Origin of the sequence: Streptomyces reniochalinae (assembly GCF_003323735.1) — a bacterium.
In the GTDB taxonomy this organism is placed as follows: domain Bacteria; phylum Actinomycetota; class Actinomycetes; order Streptomycetales; family Streptomycetaceae; genus Streptomyces; species Streptomyces reniochalinae.
The window spans coordinates 148,877-163,275 of the sequence record NZ_QOIM01000018.1 but is presented as its reverse complement, the minus strand read 5'-3'; the positions used below and the strand labels follow the sequence as shown (position 1 = coordinate 163,275).

Here is a 14,399-nt window from a genome sequence, read left to right as displayed (position 1 = left end):
CCCGCGCCCCTCCCCCGGGGCCCGCTCGGCTCCTTCGGGGGTCCGGTCAGCGCGAGTACTCCCGGAGATACCGCTCGACGCGCTTCACGTGCGGCCTGACCCGCTCGGGCACCCCGCCGGCCTGTAGGACGGTACGGGAACTGGTGCGGTAGCCGGCGGCCATGAGCCCGGGAAGGTCCTCGTTCATGCCCTCCTTCTTGTACTGCTGGTCGAGCCAGCACACGAAGTTGGACATCGCCGCGATGGCGTCGGGGGGCGACATGTAGCTCTTGTCGCCGTCCTTGTCCCCGTCCTTGGCCCAGCCCTTGAAGACCGACGGCGTCCACATGGCGATGCCGTACTCGTTGGCCTCGGGCCGCCGGGCGTCGGCGTCGAAGCCGCTCTCGGCCTTCAGCATCGCGGCGAGGAAGGCGGGGGTGACCTCCTCCTCGGCGCACTGGCGTGCGGCGTCCTCGATGACGGGTCGCAGGTCGCGGGGCACGTCGGAGTCGGCGGGCAGGGCTCCGCCCGGCGCCGACGCGGCGCCGGTGCCGCCGCCCGGTGAGGTCCCCTTCTCGTCGTCGGCGAGCAGCAGCGCCGCCGAGACGGCGGCGGCCACGACCGGCACGGTGACGGCGGCCGCCACGATGCTGAGCCGACGGCGTCCACGGCCCGGGGTCCCGCGTCCGGCCGGGACGCGGGAGCCGAGGAGCCAGCCCGGGGAGCGGCGGCCGGGCCCGTGCCTGCCGGAACGGGCGTCCACGGCGCCGGAGTCCGCCAGTTCCCGCGTCCGTTCGGCGAGTGCGGCGGCGTCCAGGGCCGCGCGCGAGGCGTGGTCGGGGCGCAGGCAGTCGCCGATCAGCTCGCGCCAGCCGTCGGGGATCGTGTTGTCGAGGCGCAGTGGGGCGCCGCCTCGTGCGTAGGTCTGCGCGCCGAGGGCGCGGGCGCGGGCGGTGGACCCGGGGAAGGGGTGCAGCCCGCCGGTGAGCACCTGGTGGGCCAGCACGCCGAAGGCCCAGATGTCGGCGGTGGGGCGCACCGTGCTGCGGCCGCCCTCCCGCTCCGACCACCACTCGGGCGGCACGTGGTCGAGGGAGCCCAGCGGGGGCACGTAGGCGTGGGTGCCGTCGAGTTCGGCCGTGAGGCCGAAGTCGCCGAGCCACACCTCGCCGCCGGGGGCCAGCAGGACGTTGCCGGGCTTGAGGTCGCCGTGCACCCAGCCGCGCCCGTGGACGTGGGTGAGTCCCGCGCCGACCCCGGCCAGGACGCGGGCCGCCTCGGGCAGCGCGGGTGGACCTTCGCCGCTGCTGCGACGGGCTGCCAGCAGTTCTTGGAGGCTGTGTTCGGCCCGGTCCATGACCAGTGCGGTGACGCCGTCGATCTCGGGGCGGTCGGGGTCGCGGACGGTGAGCACCTCGCGCGTGCTGACCACGTGCGGGTGGTCGGTCTCCAGGCTGAAGCGGACCTCCCGCCGTACCAGCTGTTCCATGGAGGCGCGCTGGCCGGGCGGCAGCAGGTGGGTGGGCAGGAACTTCACCGCGGCACGCACCCCGTCCGCGCTCTCGGCGGCGTACACCACCCCCCAACTGCCCGCCCCGATCCGCCCGGTCAGGGTCCACTCCCCCACCCGGTATCCGGCGGGCAGGTCGAGGCGGGAGTGTGCGGGCTCGGTCATCCGTCGCGCTCCCCCGTGCGGCCCGCCCGGGCTGCGGGGCGCAGCAGCGTGAGGTGTTCCTCCCGTACCAGGTCGAAGCGGAGCGCGAGGGCGACGAGTTCGGCGCGCTTGCGGCTGGTGCCGGCGGTGCGCTCGTCGTCGCCGCGCAGCCGCAGTTTGACCGTGGCGAGGTACTCGATGTGGTAGTTGACGGCCGAGCGGGTCAGGTCGTGGCAGCCCGGCAGTGGGCGCAGCCGCTCCAGGACCTCGCTGACGCCGGGGATGGCGCCGCTGGAGGGGTCGCGCAGCCTTGGCTCGCACAGCGCGAGCAGGACGAGGAAGTACTTGGCGGTCTGGTCGAGCGTGAACGGGCTCTGGGTGGGTTCACCGGCCCGGTCTCCGCCGCCCGCGTCCAGGTACATGTGCTCGGGCGCGAACACCTTGAAGTGCACCTCGCCGTCGCGGGAGGGCAGGACGACGCGGGAGAACTCGAACGGTACGGGGGCGCCCAGCCTGCCGGGCGGGACCTTGATGTGCTCGCCCGCGCCCTCCATGTTCTCCACCACGTAGGTGACGTGCCCGCTGTAGTTGGACAGCCGCCAGTAGTCCTCGGCCGCGGTGATCTGCCCGGCGCGCCGCGAGACCCCGGGGTCGGGCAGGGCGACCTGCACCGGGTGGCCGGGGTCGCCGCGCCCGAAGTCGGCGCTCTGGCCCGGGCCGAGGTGGAGCAGGCGGGGTCTGTCGCCGGGGCCGTCCGTGAGGTGTCCTCGCTGGTCCGGCAATTGAACGATCACCGTGTCCATGGTTCACCCTCCCCCTTCGGCCGCGGGCATCCTAGTCGACCCTGACATCCGACAGGTATCACGCCGGACGCTCGTCTGCGATGGTGGGAGGTTTTCAGCCGCAGCTCAGCGGCCTCTCCCCCTGGAGGAGTGAGTCCGCCGGCCGTGCTGACCACCGTGAGTGCCGCGCCGGTCTCCCGGGGTGGTGCTCCCGTGCGTCACCACCTTGGGGGGTGACGGTTTCGACGGGTGGTCGGGGGCGGCGCCGAGCACGCTTTCTCGGGGGCTCACCACTCGGCGAACGATCCGTCCGGGTGGCGCCAGGTGGGGTTGTGCCAGTCGGCTGCCGTGCCGTCGGCCTCGCGCACGGCCCGCTCGTCGATGGTCACTCCGAGCCCGGGACCCGTGGGCCGCAGCAGGTGCCCTTCGTGGAAGCGGAAGACCTCGCGGTCCAGCACGTAGTCGAGGAGTTCGGCGCCGGAGTGGTAGTGGATGCCGATGGACTGCTCCTGGATGAGGAAGTTCGGGGTGCAGAAGGCCAGTTGCAGGCTGGCCGCCAGGGCGAGCGGGCCGAGCGGGCAGTGCGGGGCGACCAGCACGTCCCAGGTCTCGGCGAGGGAGGCGATGCGCCGCGCCTCGGACAGCCCGCCGGCGTGGCTGAGGTCGGGCTGGATCACGGCGACGCCCGCCTGGAGCGCGGGCAGCACCTGGGTGCGGGAGAAGAGCCGCTCCCCGGTGGCGACGGGCACGGTGGTGGACCCGGTCACCTGCCCGAGGAGGTGCGTGTACTCGGGCAGTACCGGCTCCTCCACGAAGAGCGGCCCGTAGGGTTCCAGCACGGCGAGGGCCCGGCGGGCGCCCGCCGTGGTCAGCCGCCCGTGGAAGTCGACGGCGAAGTCCCCTTCGGGCCCGAGCGCCTCGCGGGCCGCCTCGGCGCGCCGGGCGATCGCGTCGAGGGCCGCGGCGGTGGGCAGCCGGTCGGTACGTCCCGAGGCGTTCATCTTGACGGCGGTGAATCCCGCCTCGACCTGCGCGGTGACCTGGTCGCGCACGGCGGCGGGCTCGTCGCCGCCGACCCAGCAGTAGGCGCGGACCCGCTCGCGCACGGGCCCGCCGAGGAGCTGGTGCGCGGGGGCGGCGTACGCCTTGCCCGCGATGTCCCACAGCGCCTGGTCGAGTCCGGCGACGGCGGAGGAGAGGACGGGCCCACCGCGGTAGAAGGATCCCTTGGTCATCAGCTGCCAGTGGTCCTCGATCCGCAGCGGGTCGGCGCCGATCAGGAACTGTTCGGCCAGCTCGCCCACGGCCGTGCGGACGGTCTGCGCGCGTCCCTCGATCACCGGTTCGCCCCAGCCGACAAGGCCGCTGTCGGTCTCGATCCGGCAGAAGAGCCAGCGCGGCGGTACGGCGAAGGTCTCGACGCGGGTGATGCGCACGTGTCAGTGCTCCTATTCCTTCACGCTGCCCTCGGTCAGTCCGGTCCGCCAGTAGCGCTGGAGGACGAGCATCGCGACGGCGAGGGGGATGACGGAGACGAAGGCGCCCCCGACGGTGTACTGCGTCAGCTCGGGGAAGCGGTCGGCCGCCTGCTGCCAGGTGACCAGGCCGAGGGTGAGGGGGTACTTGCGGTCGTCGGAGAGCATCACCAGCGGCAGGAAGTAGTTGTTCCAGATGTGCACGAACTGGAAGAGGAAGACGGTGACCAGCGCGGGCGACATGATGCGCAGCACCACCGTGAAGAAGATCCGCTCCTCGCCCGCGCCGTCCACCCTGGCGGCCTCCAGGAGGGTGTCGGGCACGGCGGACTCGGCGTAGATGCGGCACAGGTAGACCCCGAAGGGGCTGACGACGCTGGGGATGAGCACGCCCCAGTAGCTGTTGGTCAGACCGATCTTGCCGAACATCAGGTAGAGCGGCAGCGCGAGCGCGGTGGAGGGCAGCAACACCCCGGCCAGGACGCACTTGAAGACGGCTTCGCGGCCCCGGAAGCGGTACTTGGCCAGGGCGAACCCGGCCGCCGCCGACAGCAGGGTGGCCGCGACGGCGCCGACCCCCGCGTACAGCAGCGAGTTGAGCGCCCACCGGGGGAATATGTGCCCGTTGTAGGTGAAGACCTTGGTGAGGTTCTGCCACAGGCGGGGTTCTTCGAACCACAGGCCGAAGCTGCCGTAGAGGCCGCGGTTGGACTTGGTGGCGGCGACGGCCAGCCAGTAGACGGGCAGCAGGAAGTAGGCGGCGGCCAGCACGAGGACCGCGACGAGCACGATGCGGCCCGGTCGGGGCACCCTGGTCGGTGCGGCGCTCATCGGTCCCCTCCCTTCCGGCCCCGGCCCCGGCCCACCAAGCTGAGGAAGCCGAACGAGAGCACCATGGCGACCACGGCGAGCAGGACCGACTTGGCCGCCGCCAGATAGACGTTGGCGTTGGCGAAGGCGTCGAAGTAGGCGCTCAGGTTCGGTGTGAAGTCGGTGGTGACGGCGGGGGCGAGTTTTTTGAGCACCAGCGGCTCGGCGAACAGTTGCAGGGTGCCGATGATGGAGAAGACGCAGGTGAGGACGAGCGCCGGACGGATCAGCGGGATCTTGATGCGCAGCGCCGTCTGCCACGGTCCCGCGCCGTCGATCCTGGCGGCCTCGTAGAGCTCCTGCGGGATCGACTTCAGCTGGGCGACGATGACCAGCATGTTGTATCCGGCGAACTCCCACACGACGATGTTGGCCAGGGACCAGAGCACGTTGTCGTAGCCGAGGAAGTCGGGCTGGACGCCCACGTGCCCGAGCAGGTCGTTGATCGGGCTGATCCCCGGGACGTAGAGGAACCCCCACAGCAGGGTCGCGATGACGCCCGGGATGCCGTACGGCAGGAAGTAGGCGGCCCGCATCAGTGAGGCCCAGCGGTCGGGGACCTGGTCCAGCAGGAGGGCGAGGGTCAGCGCCAGCAGCAGCATCACCGGCACCTGGACGGCGCCGAACAGCAGGACACGGCCGAAGCCCTCCAGGAAGGCGGTCTGCTGGAGGGCGAGCGCGTAGTTGTCCAGCCCGGCGAAGCCCACCGAGGGCTCGCCCAGCCCCAGCGGCCCCGACCGCTTCACGGTCAGCAGGCTCTGGTAGAGCGCGTAGCAGATCGGCAGGATCATCGCGAAGACGTAGACGGCCAGGAAGGGCGCCAGGAACGTCCACGCCTTGCGGTCGGGCCTGGCCCGGCGGCGGGTGGGGGCGGATGCGGGACGGGTGGCGGTCCGTTTCCCCCCGGTCGTGGTGGTCGTCATCGCGCGCTCCTCGCCTTGAGGCCCTTGGCTTTCAGGTCGTCGACGAACTTGGTCTCGGCGTCCTTGAGCGCGTCCTTGATCGTGCCGTGGCCTGCGACGACGCGGCCGATGTCGTCCTGGATGTGCGCGTAGGACTGAGTGGTGGTGGGGCCGAAGCGCCAGCTGGTGTCGACGTTACGGTCGGAGAGCTGGAAGACCTCGTTGTAGGCCTGGCCGCTGAAGAAGTCGCTGGGCCGGCCCAGCGGCGAGTCCGCGAGGTCCAGCTCCGCCGCGGGCCAGCCGTACCCGGCCTCGACCAGCAGCTCGACGCTGTCCGGGTCGGTGTTGAGCCAGTGCGCGAACCGAAGGGCCTCGGCGGGGTGGCGGGTGCCCTGGAGGATAGCGGTGGCCGAGCCGCCCCAGTTGGCGGAGGCGTGCGCCCCCGGCTCCCACTGGGGCAGTTCGGCCACCCGCCATTTGCCCTTGGTGCCCGGCGCGTTGCCCCGGATGAGCGCGTCGTACCACTGGGCGCCCGGCCAGCCCGCCAGCTGCCCGGTCTGGAGCGCCTTGAAGAAGGCGCTCTGCGCGTCCTGCGTGGGAAGCAGCAGGTCGTCACGGACCAGGCCGTCCCAGAAGTCGGCCACCTCCAGCGACTCCGGGCTCGCCAGGTCCACGACCCAGGTGTCGCCTTCGGTACGGACCCAGTGGGCGCCCCGCTGCCAGGGGAAGGAGGCGAACCACTGGGCGTTGGCGGGCGGGAAGGCGCTGATGCGGGAGGCGCCGCCACTGCGCTTGCGGATCTGCGAGGCGGCCGTCCTGAACGCGTCCCAGGTGCGGGGGACCTCCACGTCCCACCGCTCGAAGAGGTCCTCGCGGTAGAAGAAGCCCATGGGGCCCGACGCCTGGGGGACGGCGTAGGTGCGGCCCGCGAACACGCCCTGCTGCCACTGCCAGTCGACGTAGGCGTCCTTGAGCTTGTCGGCCCCGTAAGCGGTCAGGTCGGTCAGCCCGCCCACCAGCATGAACTCGGGCAGCGCGTAGTACTCGACCTGCGCCAGGTCGGGCGGGTCACCGGCCTTGAGGGAGGAGTGCATCTTCTGGTAACCGCCGGAGGTGTTGGCGGGCACCGTCTGCACCGTGACGTGGATGTCGGGGTGCTTCCGGTTCCACAGGGCCGCGGCCTTCTGGAGCGGCACCCACGTCCAGAAGACGAGGTCGATCCGGCGGCCCGGGGCGCGGGGCGCCTGGCGCGTCCTGCGCGCCGCGCCCGCCTGCTCACCGCAGGCGGCGAGCGCGGGCGCCGCGGCCACGGCCGCCGCGCCGGCCAGGAGTGTGCGTCGGGTGGGCATCTGACCTCCTCGTCAATGCCGTACATGCCGCCCACGCCATACGTGCAGTCCGAGCGGCACGTGCCGACCGCGCGGTCCCCGCAGCGCAGGCGTCGTGGCCGGCGCGGTGGCGGGCGGTTCAGTCCGCCCGCTGGAGCACCGCCACGCCCCGCGGCGGCAGCGTGCGGCAGCCGGCCGGCTCCGAGCCGGGGGCCAGCAGGTCACGCGCCGGGTACGGGAGGGGCACGGTGACCTCTTCCGTGCCGTGGTTGAGCAGGAAGAGGAAGCGGCCGCCCTCCCCCTCGCGCACGGTCGCCTGCACCCCGGCGGGCAGCCCCGCGAGGACGGGCGCGACGCCGGCCGCCTCCCGCACCCGGTCCATCAGGGTGCGCATCAGCTCCGGCTCGGGGCGCGTCGCCGCGTACCAGGCGAGTCCGTCTCCGAAGGCGTGCCGGGTCAGGGCGGGCCGCCCCGCGAGGTCGCCGTCGCCGAAGACGGCGAGCGCCCGTGCCCCTTCGAGGCCGACGGCCTCCGACCACAGGTCCGCCGCGCCGTTCAGCTCGCCGCGCAGCGGCACGCGCCCGTCCCGCGGCAGCGGCCAGAACTCCTCCACCCGCAGCCCGAGCACCTGCCGCAGCGGCGCGGGATAGCCGCCCAGGTGGATGTGGTCGTCCTCGTCCGCGATGCCGGAGAAGTACGACACGAACAGATGGCCCCCGCCCCGCACGTACGCGGTCAGCCGCTCGGCGGTCCGCGTGCTCATCAGGTAGAGGTCGGGGACGACGACGAGCCGGTAGCCGGACAGGTCGCTCGCGGGCGGCACGATGTCGCAGGGCACTCCGGCGTCGAAGAGCGGCGCGTAGTGGCGCAGCAGCGCCTCGCGGTGGCTGAGGGCCGAGGAGGGGTGGGAGCCCTGTTCCATGGCCCACCAGCTGTTCCAGTCGGCCAGCAGCGCCACCTCGGGCGCGCTGCCGGCCCCCGCCAGCTGCGGGAGTGCGGCCAGCTCCCTGCCCAGCGCCGCCACCTCGCGGAAGATCCGGGTGTCGGGTCCGGCGTGCGGCACCACGGCGGAGTGGAACTTCTCGGCGCCGCCGGGCGACTGACGCCACTGGAAGTAGAGCACCGCGTCCGCGCCCTGGGCGACGGCCTGCCAGCTCCACAGCCGCATCGCGCCGGGCGGCTTGGGGCTGTTGCGGTCCCGCCAGTTGACGGCGCTGGGCGCCTGCTCCATCAGCATCCAAGGACGGCCCTGTCCCGCGCAGCGCGTGACGTCGAAGGCGGCCGCCGCGTCCACGTGGGTGCGCGGGTCGTAGGGCTCCTGGTAGTAGTCGAGCGCCTGCACGTCCTCGTGCGGGGCCCAGCGGTAGGGGTCGACCGGCTTGTGGTGCGGCATGTGGTTGGTGGTGACGGGCACCTGCGGGGTGAGGCGGCGCAGCACCGCCTTCTCCGCGAGGTAGCAGCCCAGCAGTGCGTCGTCGCTGAAGCGCCAGTAGTCCAGCTGCTGGGTGGGGTTGGGGTGGGTGGGGGTGGCCCGGGGCGGCACGACCTGGTCGAAGGAGCCGTAGGTCTGCGCCCAGAAGGTGGTCGACCAGGCCGCGTTGAGGGCTTCGATGGTGCCGTAGCGCTCGCGCAGCCAGCGGCGGAAGTCGGCGGCCGAGACGTCGCAGTAACAGACGGGGTTGGAGCAGCCGTACTCGTTGCCGATGTGCCACATCGCCAGCGCGGGGTGCGCGGCGTAGCGGGTGGCGAGCGCTTCGACGAGACGCACGGCCTGCTCGCGGTAGACCGGGCTTGAGGGGCAGTAGTGCTGCCGGGAGCCCGGCCACTTGCGTACGCCGTCGGCGGTGACGGGCAGGATCTCGGGGTGCCGTTGGCTCAGCCAGGGCGGCGGTGAGGCGGTCATGGTGGCCAGGCACACGGCGATCCCCGCCTCGGCCAGGTCGTCCATGACGCGGTCGAACCAGGTGAAGTCGTAGGTGCCGGGGTGGGTCTCGACCAGCCCCCAGGAGAAGATGCCGGCCGTGACCATGGTGACCCCGGCCTCCTTCATCAGCCGGATGTCCTCGGCCCTGACCTCTTCGGGCCAGTGCTCTGGGTTGTAGTCGGCGCCGAAGTGGAGGCGGGCCGGGGTGAAGGGGACGCGGGGAGTCGTGTCGGCTGCCGTCATGTGCGCTGCCTCTCGGACGAGTCGAGTGACGGGGACCGTGATGACGCCGCACGCTACAAGAATTCGTTAATTAGGAATAGTTGTTGACGCGGTACTTTTCAGCGACCAGGCTCGGTGGCGCGCGGACAGGACCCGCGCGAGGCGGGAGCGGAGAGGACGGGAGGCCCGATGCCGGGCTACGCACGCCGGGGGGTGCACGGCCAGACCGTGGAGGCGCTGGCGCACCGGGTGCTCAGTGGCGCCCTCGGCGAGGGTGCCACCCTCGATCTGGCGGCGCTCCAAGAGGAGTTGGGCGTCAGCCTCACCGCGCTGCGCGAGTCGCTCAAGGTGCTGGCGGCCAAGGGCATGGTCGACGCGCGGCAGCGTCGCGGCACCTTCGTGCGCCCGCGCGCCGACTGGAACCTGCTGGACGCGGACGTCCTGCGCTGGCAGTTCCAGTCCGCCGACACCGCCGCGTCCACGGCCGCGCCACCGCTGCTGCACGACCTGGACGAGGTGCGCGGCATCGTCGAGCCCGCGGCGGTACGGCTCGCCGCCGAGCGCCGCACCCCGGCGGACCTCGAAGCGCTGGAGACGGCGCTGCGGGAGATGGGCGAGGCCCCCGACGGGGCGCCGGGCGCCGTCGAGGCCGACCTCGCCTTCCACCGCGCCCTGCTGGCCGCCTCCCACAACGAGCTGCTGGGGCGGATGGAGATGGTGATCGCCACCGCGCGGGCGGCCCGCGACCGCCTCGTCCACGGCCCGGGCCACCACCCCGGCGACCCGGTGCCCAGCCACCGCGCCGTCCTCGACGCGGTACGGGACCAGGACGGCGACGCCGCCGAGGCCGCGATGCGCGCGCTGCTCACGCAGGCCGCCCGCGACGTGGCACTGCTGCGCGAGGGCGGGCCCGGGAATCATAGCCCCGTGTCCGGGGCTTGACGGCACGGCGGCTGGTCGACGACGGGCGGCTGGTCAGCGACGCGCGGCGTGCTCGGATGGGCTGCGGCGGACGCCCTCGCCCGCGTACACGTACACACCGTCGTGGAAGAACTCCGACGAGGCGGGGTCCATGATCAGCCCGACGTCCTCGCCCGGGGCGGGCCCCGCGCCCCCACGCCTCAGGCCGCGGCGCGGGGCGGGTCGGCGGCCTCCTCCTGCTCGATCTCCTCGCGGACGCGACGGCACGCCGCGGCCAGCAGGCGCGAGACGTGCATCTGCGAGACGCCGAGACGGCGGGCGATCTGGGACTGGGTGAGCTCCCCGAAGAAGCGCAGGTACAACAGGCGCTGCTCGCGCTCGGGCAGCCGGCACAGGCAGGAGCGCACCGCTTCGCGGTCGACGACGTGGTCGTAGCCGCTCTCGTCGGAGCTGAGGGTGTCCATCAGGCAGATCGCCCCGTCGCCCGCGGCGTCGCCGCCCCCGGCGGCCTCCGCGGAGACGGGGGCGTCGAGGGAGAGCGAGTTGAAGCACTGGAGGGCTTCCATGCCGGCCAGGGTGTCCTCCTCGGAGAGCCCGGCGTGGGCGGCGAGCTCGGCCACCGTGGGCGAGCGCCCCGAGCTGGTCAGCTCCAGCTCGCGCAGGCTGGCCCGTACCCGGTTGCGCAGGTCCTGGACGCGCCGGGGGACGTGGATCTCCCACATGTTGTCGCGGAAGTGCCGTTTGAGTTCGCCGTAGATGGTGGGGATGGCGAAGGTCTCGAAGGCGTTGCCCCTGGCGGGGTCGTACCGCTCGACGGACTTGACCAGGGCCAGCGCCGCGACCTGTTCGAGGTCTTCCAGCGACTCGCCGCGGTTGCGGAACTTGCGGGCGAGCCGGTGTGCCATCGGCAGCCAGGCGGTGACCACGCAGTCCTGGAGCCGTCGGCGTTCGGGCCCGTCCGGCAGGTGGACGAGTTCGGCGAAGTCGGCTGCCGTGTCGGGCGCGTCGTGATGGGTACGACGGTGGGCAGGGGACGCGGCGGTATCGACAGCGGTCGTCGACCGCGTGGTGGCTGCCTCGGCGCCGTCCGTCCCCTGCGTCTTCACGGGCGGCTCCTCGGCCGACGTGGTGCGGTCCTCGGTGGTGCGGAACCGTGTGGTGTTCATGAGCTGCTCACTCCCACGTCTCACATGGGTGCTGTGCAAGAGGGGCGAGAAGCGATCCCCCAGTCCGCTCCCGGACAGGATCAGGGCCGGTCGCCGCAGTAACAGCAGCGGCCCATTTCACCGTGACACACACCACGCCGCGCGGCATCTTCGCAGGTCGCGCCCGCTCGCGGAGGGTAGCAGCGACGCGCACACACGGTGAGCGAGAACGGCCGCGCCGCGGGCGTTTGCCCGTGGTGCGGCAGGGCACCCGGCCGCCCCGCGGCGGCCTCTTCGGCCGCCGCCGCCGTGTGGGGCGAGAGGGCCGGGAGGACGAGATGACGGAGCGATCGGGAACCGCCTGCTGGGTGAGTGTGACCACGGATGACCGGCAGGCCACCGAGGCGTTCTACGGGGCGGTGCTCGGCTGGTCGTTCGAGGGCGGCTCGCCGGCGCCCGAGGCGCGCGTGGCGACCGCGGCCGGACAGCCGGTCGCGGGGCTGAACGAGGCCGCCGCGGCGCGCGGCCTGCCCGCGCGCTGGACGGTCTTCTTCCTGGTCGAGGACGCGGACAAGGCTGCGGAGCTGATGAACGAGCGGGGCGGCACGGTGGCCGTCGGCCCCGTCGACTTCGGCAACGGCCGCACGGTCCTCGGCTCCGACCCGAGCGGCGCGGCATTCGGGCTGTGGCAGGGCTCGGCGCCCCCTGAGTGGAGCGTGGGTGCCGGTGGGGCTCCCGCCGAACTGTGCCTGCGCACCGCTGACCCGGATACCGCGCTCGGCTTCTACAGCGCCGTGCTGGGCTGGTCGCGGGAGCCGGAGCGGTGGCCGCACGCCTGTCTGCGCGCCGGCGCCCGCCCCGGTGATCCCGACCCGAACGCCCGCCCGCGCTGGGCCGTCACCTTCCGCGCCGCCGACCCGGGGAAGGCGGCGGAAGCGGCGAAGCGCCACGGCGGCACCGTCCTCGCACCGTCGTCCGAGGACGTCGAAGGGGCGAGCCGGGTCACGCTGAGCGACCCCCACGGAGCCCTGCTCACCCTCGCCCGCCCTTAGGGCCTGTCGTTCGGATCTCCCCGGGCACGACGGGAGCCGGCCCCGCCCCCCGCTGCGACTGCGACTACCGCTACGGCTACAGGCCCACGAGGTAGCCGATGAAGAAGACGAGGAAGACGACGACCACGAGTGTGATCAGGAGGAGGGGGCCTTTGCTCCAGCCCTTGGTCGGGTTGTGGGTCTCCAGCGGACCCGCCTCGGACATGCTGCCTTCCGCGGGCGGGGTCTCGCCGGGCGGTACCTGTCCACCGCGCTCCAGTCCAGGGGTGCGGTCCGGGTCGGGATCGGGGTCCTGGTTGGCGTGGGTCATGCCCTCCGAGTGGACCGCGAGGCGGCTTCGTACACCTCCGGGTGCGCGGTTACCCGGCCGTCCGGTACCCAACCGAGCCCTGTCCCGGGCCGCCGCGCTCGCTACACTGTTCGGGACTTCGACTCTGTGCTGAAATCTCGAACACTGCGAACAGAGCGAACAGGACGAACTGGAGGGCTCCATGGGGCGGCTCGTGCCCGCTGTGACCCGGGCGCTGGACATTCTGGAGCTGTTCCTGGAAGGGGACGGCACGCTCACCGCGCCGGACATCGTGCGCAGGCTGCACCTGCCGCGCACCACCGTCCATGAGCTCGTCGCCACCCTCACCGCCCGCTCCTACCTGGTGCCGGTGCCCGGCAGACCGGGCCACTACCGGCTCGGGGTGCGCCCCTACCAGCTCGGCAGCAGGTACGCCGAACAGCTCGATCTGGCGGCCGAGGGCCAGCAGGTCGCCCGCTCGGTGGCGCAGACGTGCGACGAGACCGTGCACGTGGCGATCCTGGAGGACACCGACGTCATCTACGTCGCCAAGGTCGACTCCACCCAGGCCGTGCGGATGGTCTCGGCCGCGGGGCGCCGGCTGCCCGCGCACTGCACGGCCGTCGGCAAGATGCTGCTGGCGTGCCTGACGGCCGACGAACTGGCCGCGCGCGTTCCCGAGGGCGCGGAACTGCACGGCATGACACCGCACAGCATCACCGACCCGTCGGCCCTCCGCGCCGAGTTGGAGCGCGTCGCCGAGCGCGGCACCGCCGTGGAGGAGAGCGAGTCCAACCCGGACGTCAGCTGTGTGGCAGCGCCGGTACGGGACCGCTCCGGGCGGGTGGTGGCCGCGCTGTCGGTGTCCGTACCGTTGGTCAGGTGGAGCGCCGAGCGCCGCGCCGAGCTGGAGGAGTTGGCCAGGAGCGGCGCCGCGCGGCTGTCCGAACGGCTGGGACACAGGGGGCTGTGATGGGTGTGGCCACGGTGGTGCGGGCCCAGGCGGCGCTGGGCGAGGGGCCGACGTGGGACGCGGCGCGGGGCCTTCTGATCTGGGTCGACATCCTCGGCGCCCGCGTCCACACCTACGACCCCGCCGACGGCCGGCGCACCGTGCTGACGACGGAAGCGCACGTGGGCGCCGCCAAGCCGCGCGCGGGCGGCGGGCTGGTCGTCAACCTGCGGGACGGGATCGGCGCGTACGACGCCGAGGGGCGCTTCACCTGGCTGCTGCACGACCCGGTCGCCGGGCGGCGCGGCAACGACGCCGCCGTCGCCCCTGACGGCGCCCTGTGGGCGGGCACGATGCACTACGACGAGAAGCCGGGCGGCGGCACCCTGGTGCGGCTCGCCGGGGGCTCCACGGCGACCACCGTCCTGGCCGGCGTCACCGTCTCCAACGGGACCGGCTGGAGCCCCGACGGCACACGCATGTACCACGTCGACAGCCCGACCCGCCGCGTCGACGTGTGGGACGTGCGCGAGGACGGTCTGGTGACGGGGCGCCGGCCGCTGGCGGTGGTCGAGGAGGGCGCGGGCTTCCCCGACGGGCTGACCGTCGACGCGGACGGCTGTGTGTGGGTGGCGCTGTGGGACGGCGCGGCCGTGCGGCGCTACACCCCTGGCGGGGTGCTGGACCGGGTGATCGAGATGCCCGTTGTGCGGCCCACCGCCTGTGCGTTCGGCGGCGCCGGTCTGGGTGACCTCTACGTCACCTCGGCCCGCGCGGGGCTGGCGTCCCCCTCGGCGCGGGACGGCTCGCTCTTCGTCCTCCCGGACGCGGGCCGGGGCCTGCCTCAACCCCCCTTCGCGGGCTGAGGGTTCCTCTTCCCCGACCCCGCGCCTTCCCGAGACGG

At 73.1% G+C, this 14,399-nt stretch carries 13 protein-coding genes; 4 read left to right on the top strand and 9 right to left on the bottom strand.

Annotated features, from left to right (window positions below; translation table 11 throughout):
• Positions 1 to 46: 46 nt before the first annotated feature.
• The 7 genes from DQ392_RS01580 to DQ392_RS01550 all read right to left on the bottom strand — a co-directional run bounded on the left by DQ392_RS01580 (position 47) and on the right by DQ392_RS01550 (position 9,157).
• Complete coding sequence (locus tag DQ392_RS01580) at positions 47 to 1,654, bottom strand: serine/threonine-protein kinase (RefSeq protein ID WP_114013619.1); 1,608 nt, start codon at positions 1,652 to 1,654, stop codon at positions 47 to 49.
• A complete protein-coding gene (locus DQ392_RS01575) occupies positions 1,651 to 2,436 on the bottom strand; it encodes a serine/threonine protein kinase (RefSeq protein ID WP_114013618.1) in 786 nt (261 codons plus the stop codon). Before DQ392_RS01575 ends, DQ392_RS01580 begins: the two co-directional genes overlap by 4 nt.
• A 266-nt stretch (positions 2,437 to 2,702) precedes the next feature.
• The gene (dgoD, locus tag DQ392_RS01570) at positions 2,703 to 3,851 is read right to left on the bottom strand and encodes a galactonate dehydratase (RefSeq protein WP_114013617.1); all 1,149 of its coding nucleotides are present in this window, start codon (positions 3,849 to 3,851) and stop codon (positions 2,703 to 2,705) included.
• Between the two features lie 12 nt (positions 3,852 to 3,863).
• Complete coding sequence (locus tag DQ392_RS01565) at positions 3,864 to 4,721, bottom strand: carbohydrate ABC transporter permease (RefSeq protein WP_114013616.1); 858 nt, start codon at positions 4,719 to 4,721, stop codon at positions 3,864 to 3,866.
• The gene (locus DQ392_RS01560; RefSeq protein ID WP_114013615.1) at positions 4,718 to 5,683 is read right to left on the bottom strand and encodes a carbohydrate ABC transporter permease; all 966 of its coding nucleotides are present in this window, start codon (positions 5,681 to 5,683) and stop codon (positions 4,718 to 4,720) included. The genes DQ392_RS01565 and DQ392_RS01560 overlap by 4 nt, the downstream gene beginning before the upstream one ends.
• Positions 5,680 to 7,011 (bottom strand): ABC transporter substrate-binding protein, encoded by a 1,332-nt coding sequence (locus DQ392_RS01555; protein WP_114013614.1) that lies wholly within the window; start codon positions 7,009 to 7,011, stop codon positions 5,680 to 5,682. The genes DQ392_RS01560 and DQ392_RS01555 overlap by 4 nt, the downstream gene beginning before the upstream one ends.
• A 118-nt stretch (positions 7,012 to 7,129) precedes the next feature.
• A complete protein-coding gene (locus tag DQ392_RS01550; RefSeq protein ID WP_114013613.1) occupies positions 7,130 to 9,157 on the bottom strand; it encodes a beta-galactosidase in 2,028 nt (675 codons plus the stop codon).
• 168 nt (positions 9,158 to 9,325) lie between these two features.
• On the opposite strand from DQ392_RS01550, the gene DQ392_RS01545 reads away from it, so the two are divergent.
• Entirely contained in the window at positions 9,326 to 10,078 is a 753-nt protein-coding gene (locus DQ392_RS01545; RefSeq protein WP_114013612.1) for a FadR/GntR family transcriptional regulator, read from the top strand.
• Positions 10,079 to 10,257: 179 nt separating this feature from the next.
• On the opposite strand, the gene DQ392_RS01535 is transcribed toward DQ392_RS01545, so the two are convergent.
• Positions 10,258 to 11,223 carry a SigB/SigF/SigG family RNA polymerase sigma factor gene (locus tag DQ392_RS01535; protein ID WP_114013610.1) on the bottom strand — a complete coding sequence of 322 codons (966 nt, stop codon included), beginning with the start codon at positions 11,221 to 11,223 and terminating at the stop codon, positions 10,258 to 10,260.
• A gap of 317 nt (positions 11,224 to 11,540) precedes the next feature.
• Between DQ392_RS01535 and DQ392_RS01530 the strand changes: the two genes are divergently transcribed.
• Positions 11,541 to 12,254, top strand: coding sequence for a VOC family protein (locus tag DQ392_RS01530; RefSeq protein ID WP_147266464.1), 714 nt, complete (start codon positions 11,541 to 11,543; stop codon positions 12,252 to 12,254).
• 76 nt (positions 12,255 to 12,330) lie between these two features.
• Here DQ392_RS01530 and DQ392_RS01525 read toward each other — a convergent pair whose 3' ends face one another.
• Complete coding sequence (locus DQ392_RS01525) at positions 12,331 to 12,564, bottom strand: DUF6480 family protein (protein ID WP_114013608.1); 234 nt, start codon at positions 12,562 to 12,564, stop codon at positions 12,331 to 12,333.
• Positions 12,565 to 12,745: 181 nt separating this feature from the next.
• Here DQ392_RS01525 and DQ392_RS01520 point away from each other — a divergent pair, with 181 nt between their 5' ends.
• Positions 12,746 to 13,516, top strand: coding sequence for an IclR family transcriptional regulator (locus DQ392_RS01520; RefSeq protein ID WP_114013607.1), 771 nt, complete (start codon positions 12,746 to 12,748; stop codon positions 13,514 to 13,516).
• Positions 13,516 to 14,361 (top strand): SMP-30/gluconolactonase/LRE family protein, encoded by an 846-nt coding sequence (locus DQ392_RS01515; RefSeq protein ID WP_114013606.1) that lies wholly within the window; start codon positions 13,516 to 13,518, stop codon positions 14,359 to 14,361. Before DQ392_RS01520 ends, DQ392_RS01515 begins: the two co-directional genes overlap by 1 nt.
• Positions 14,362 to 14,399: the final 38 nt, after the last annotated feature.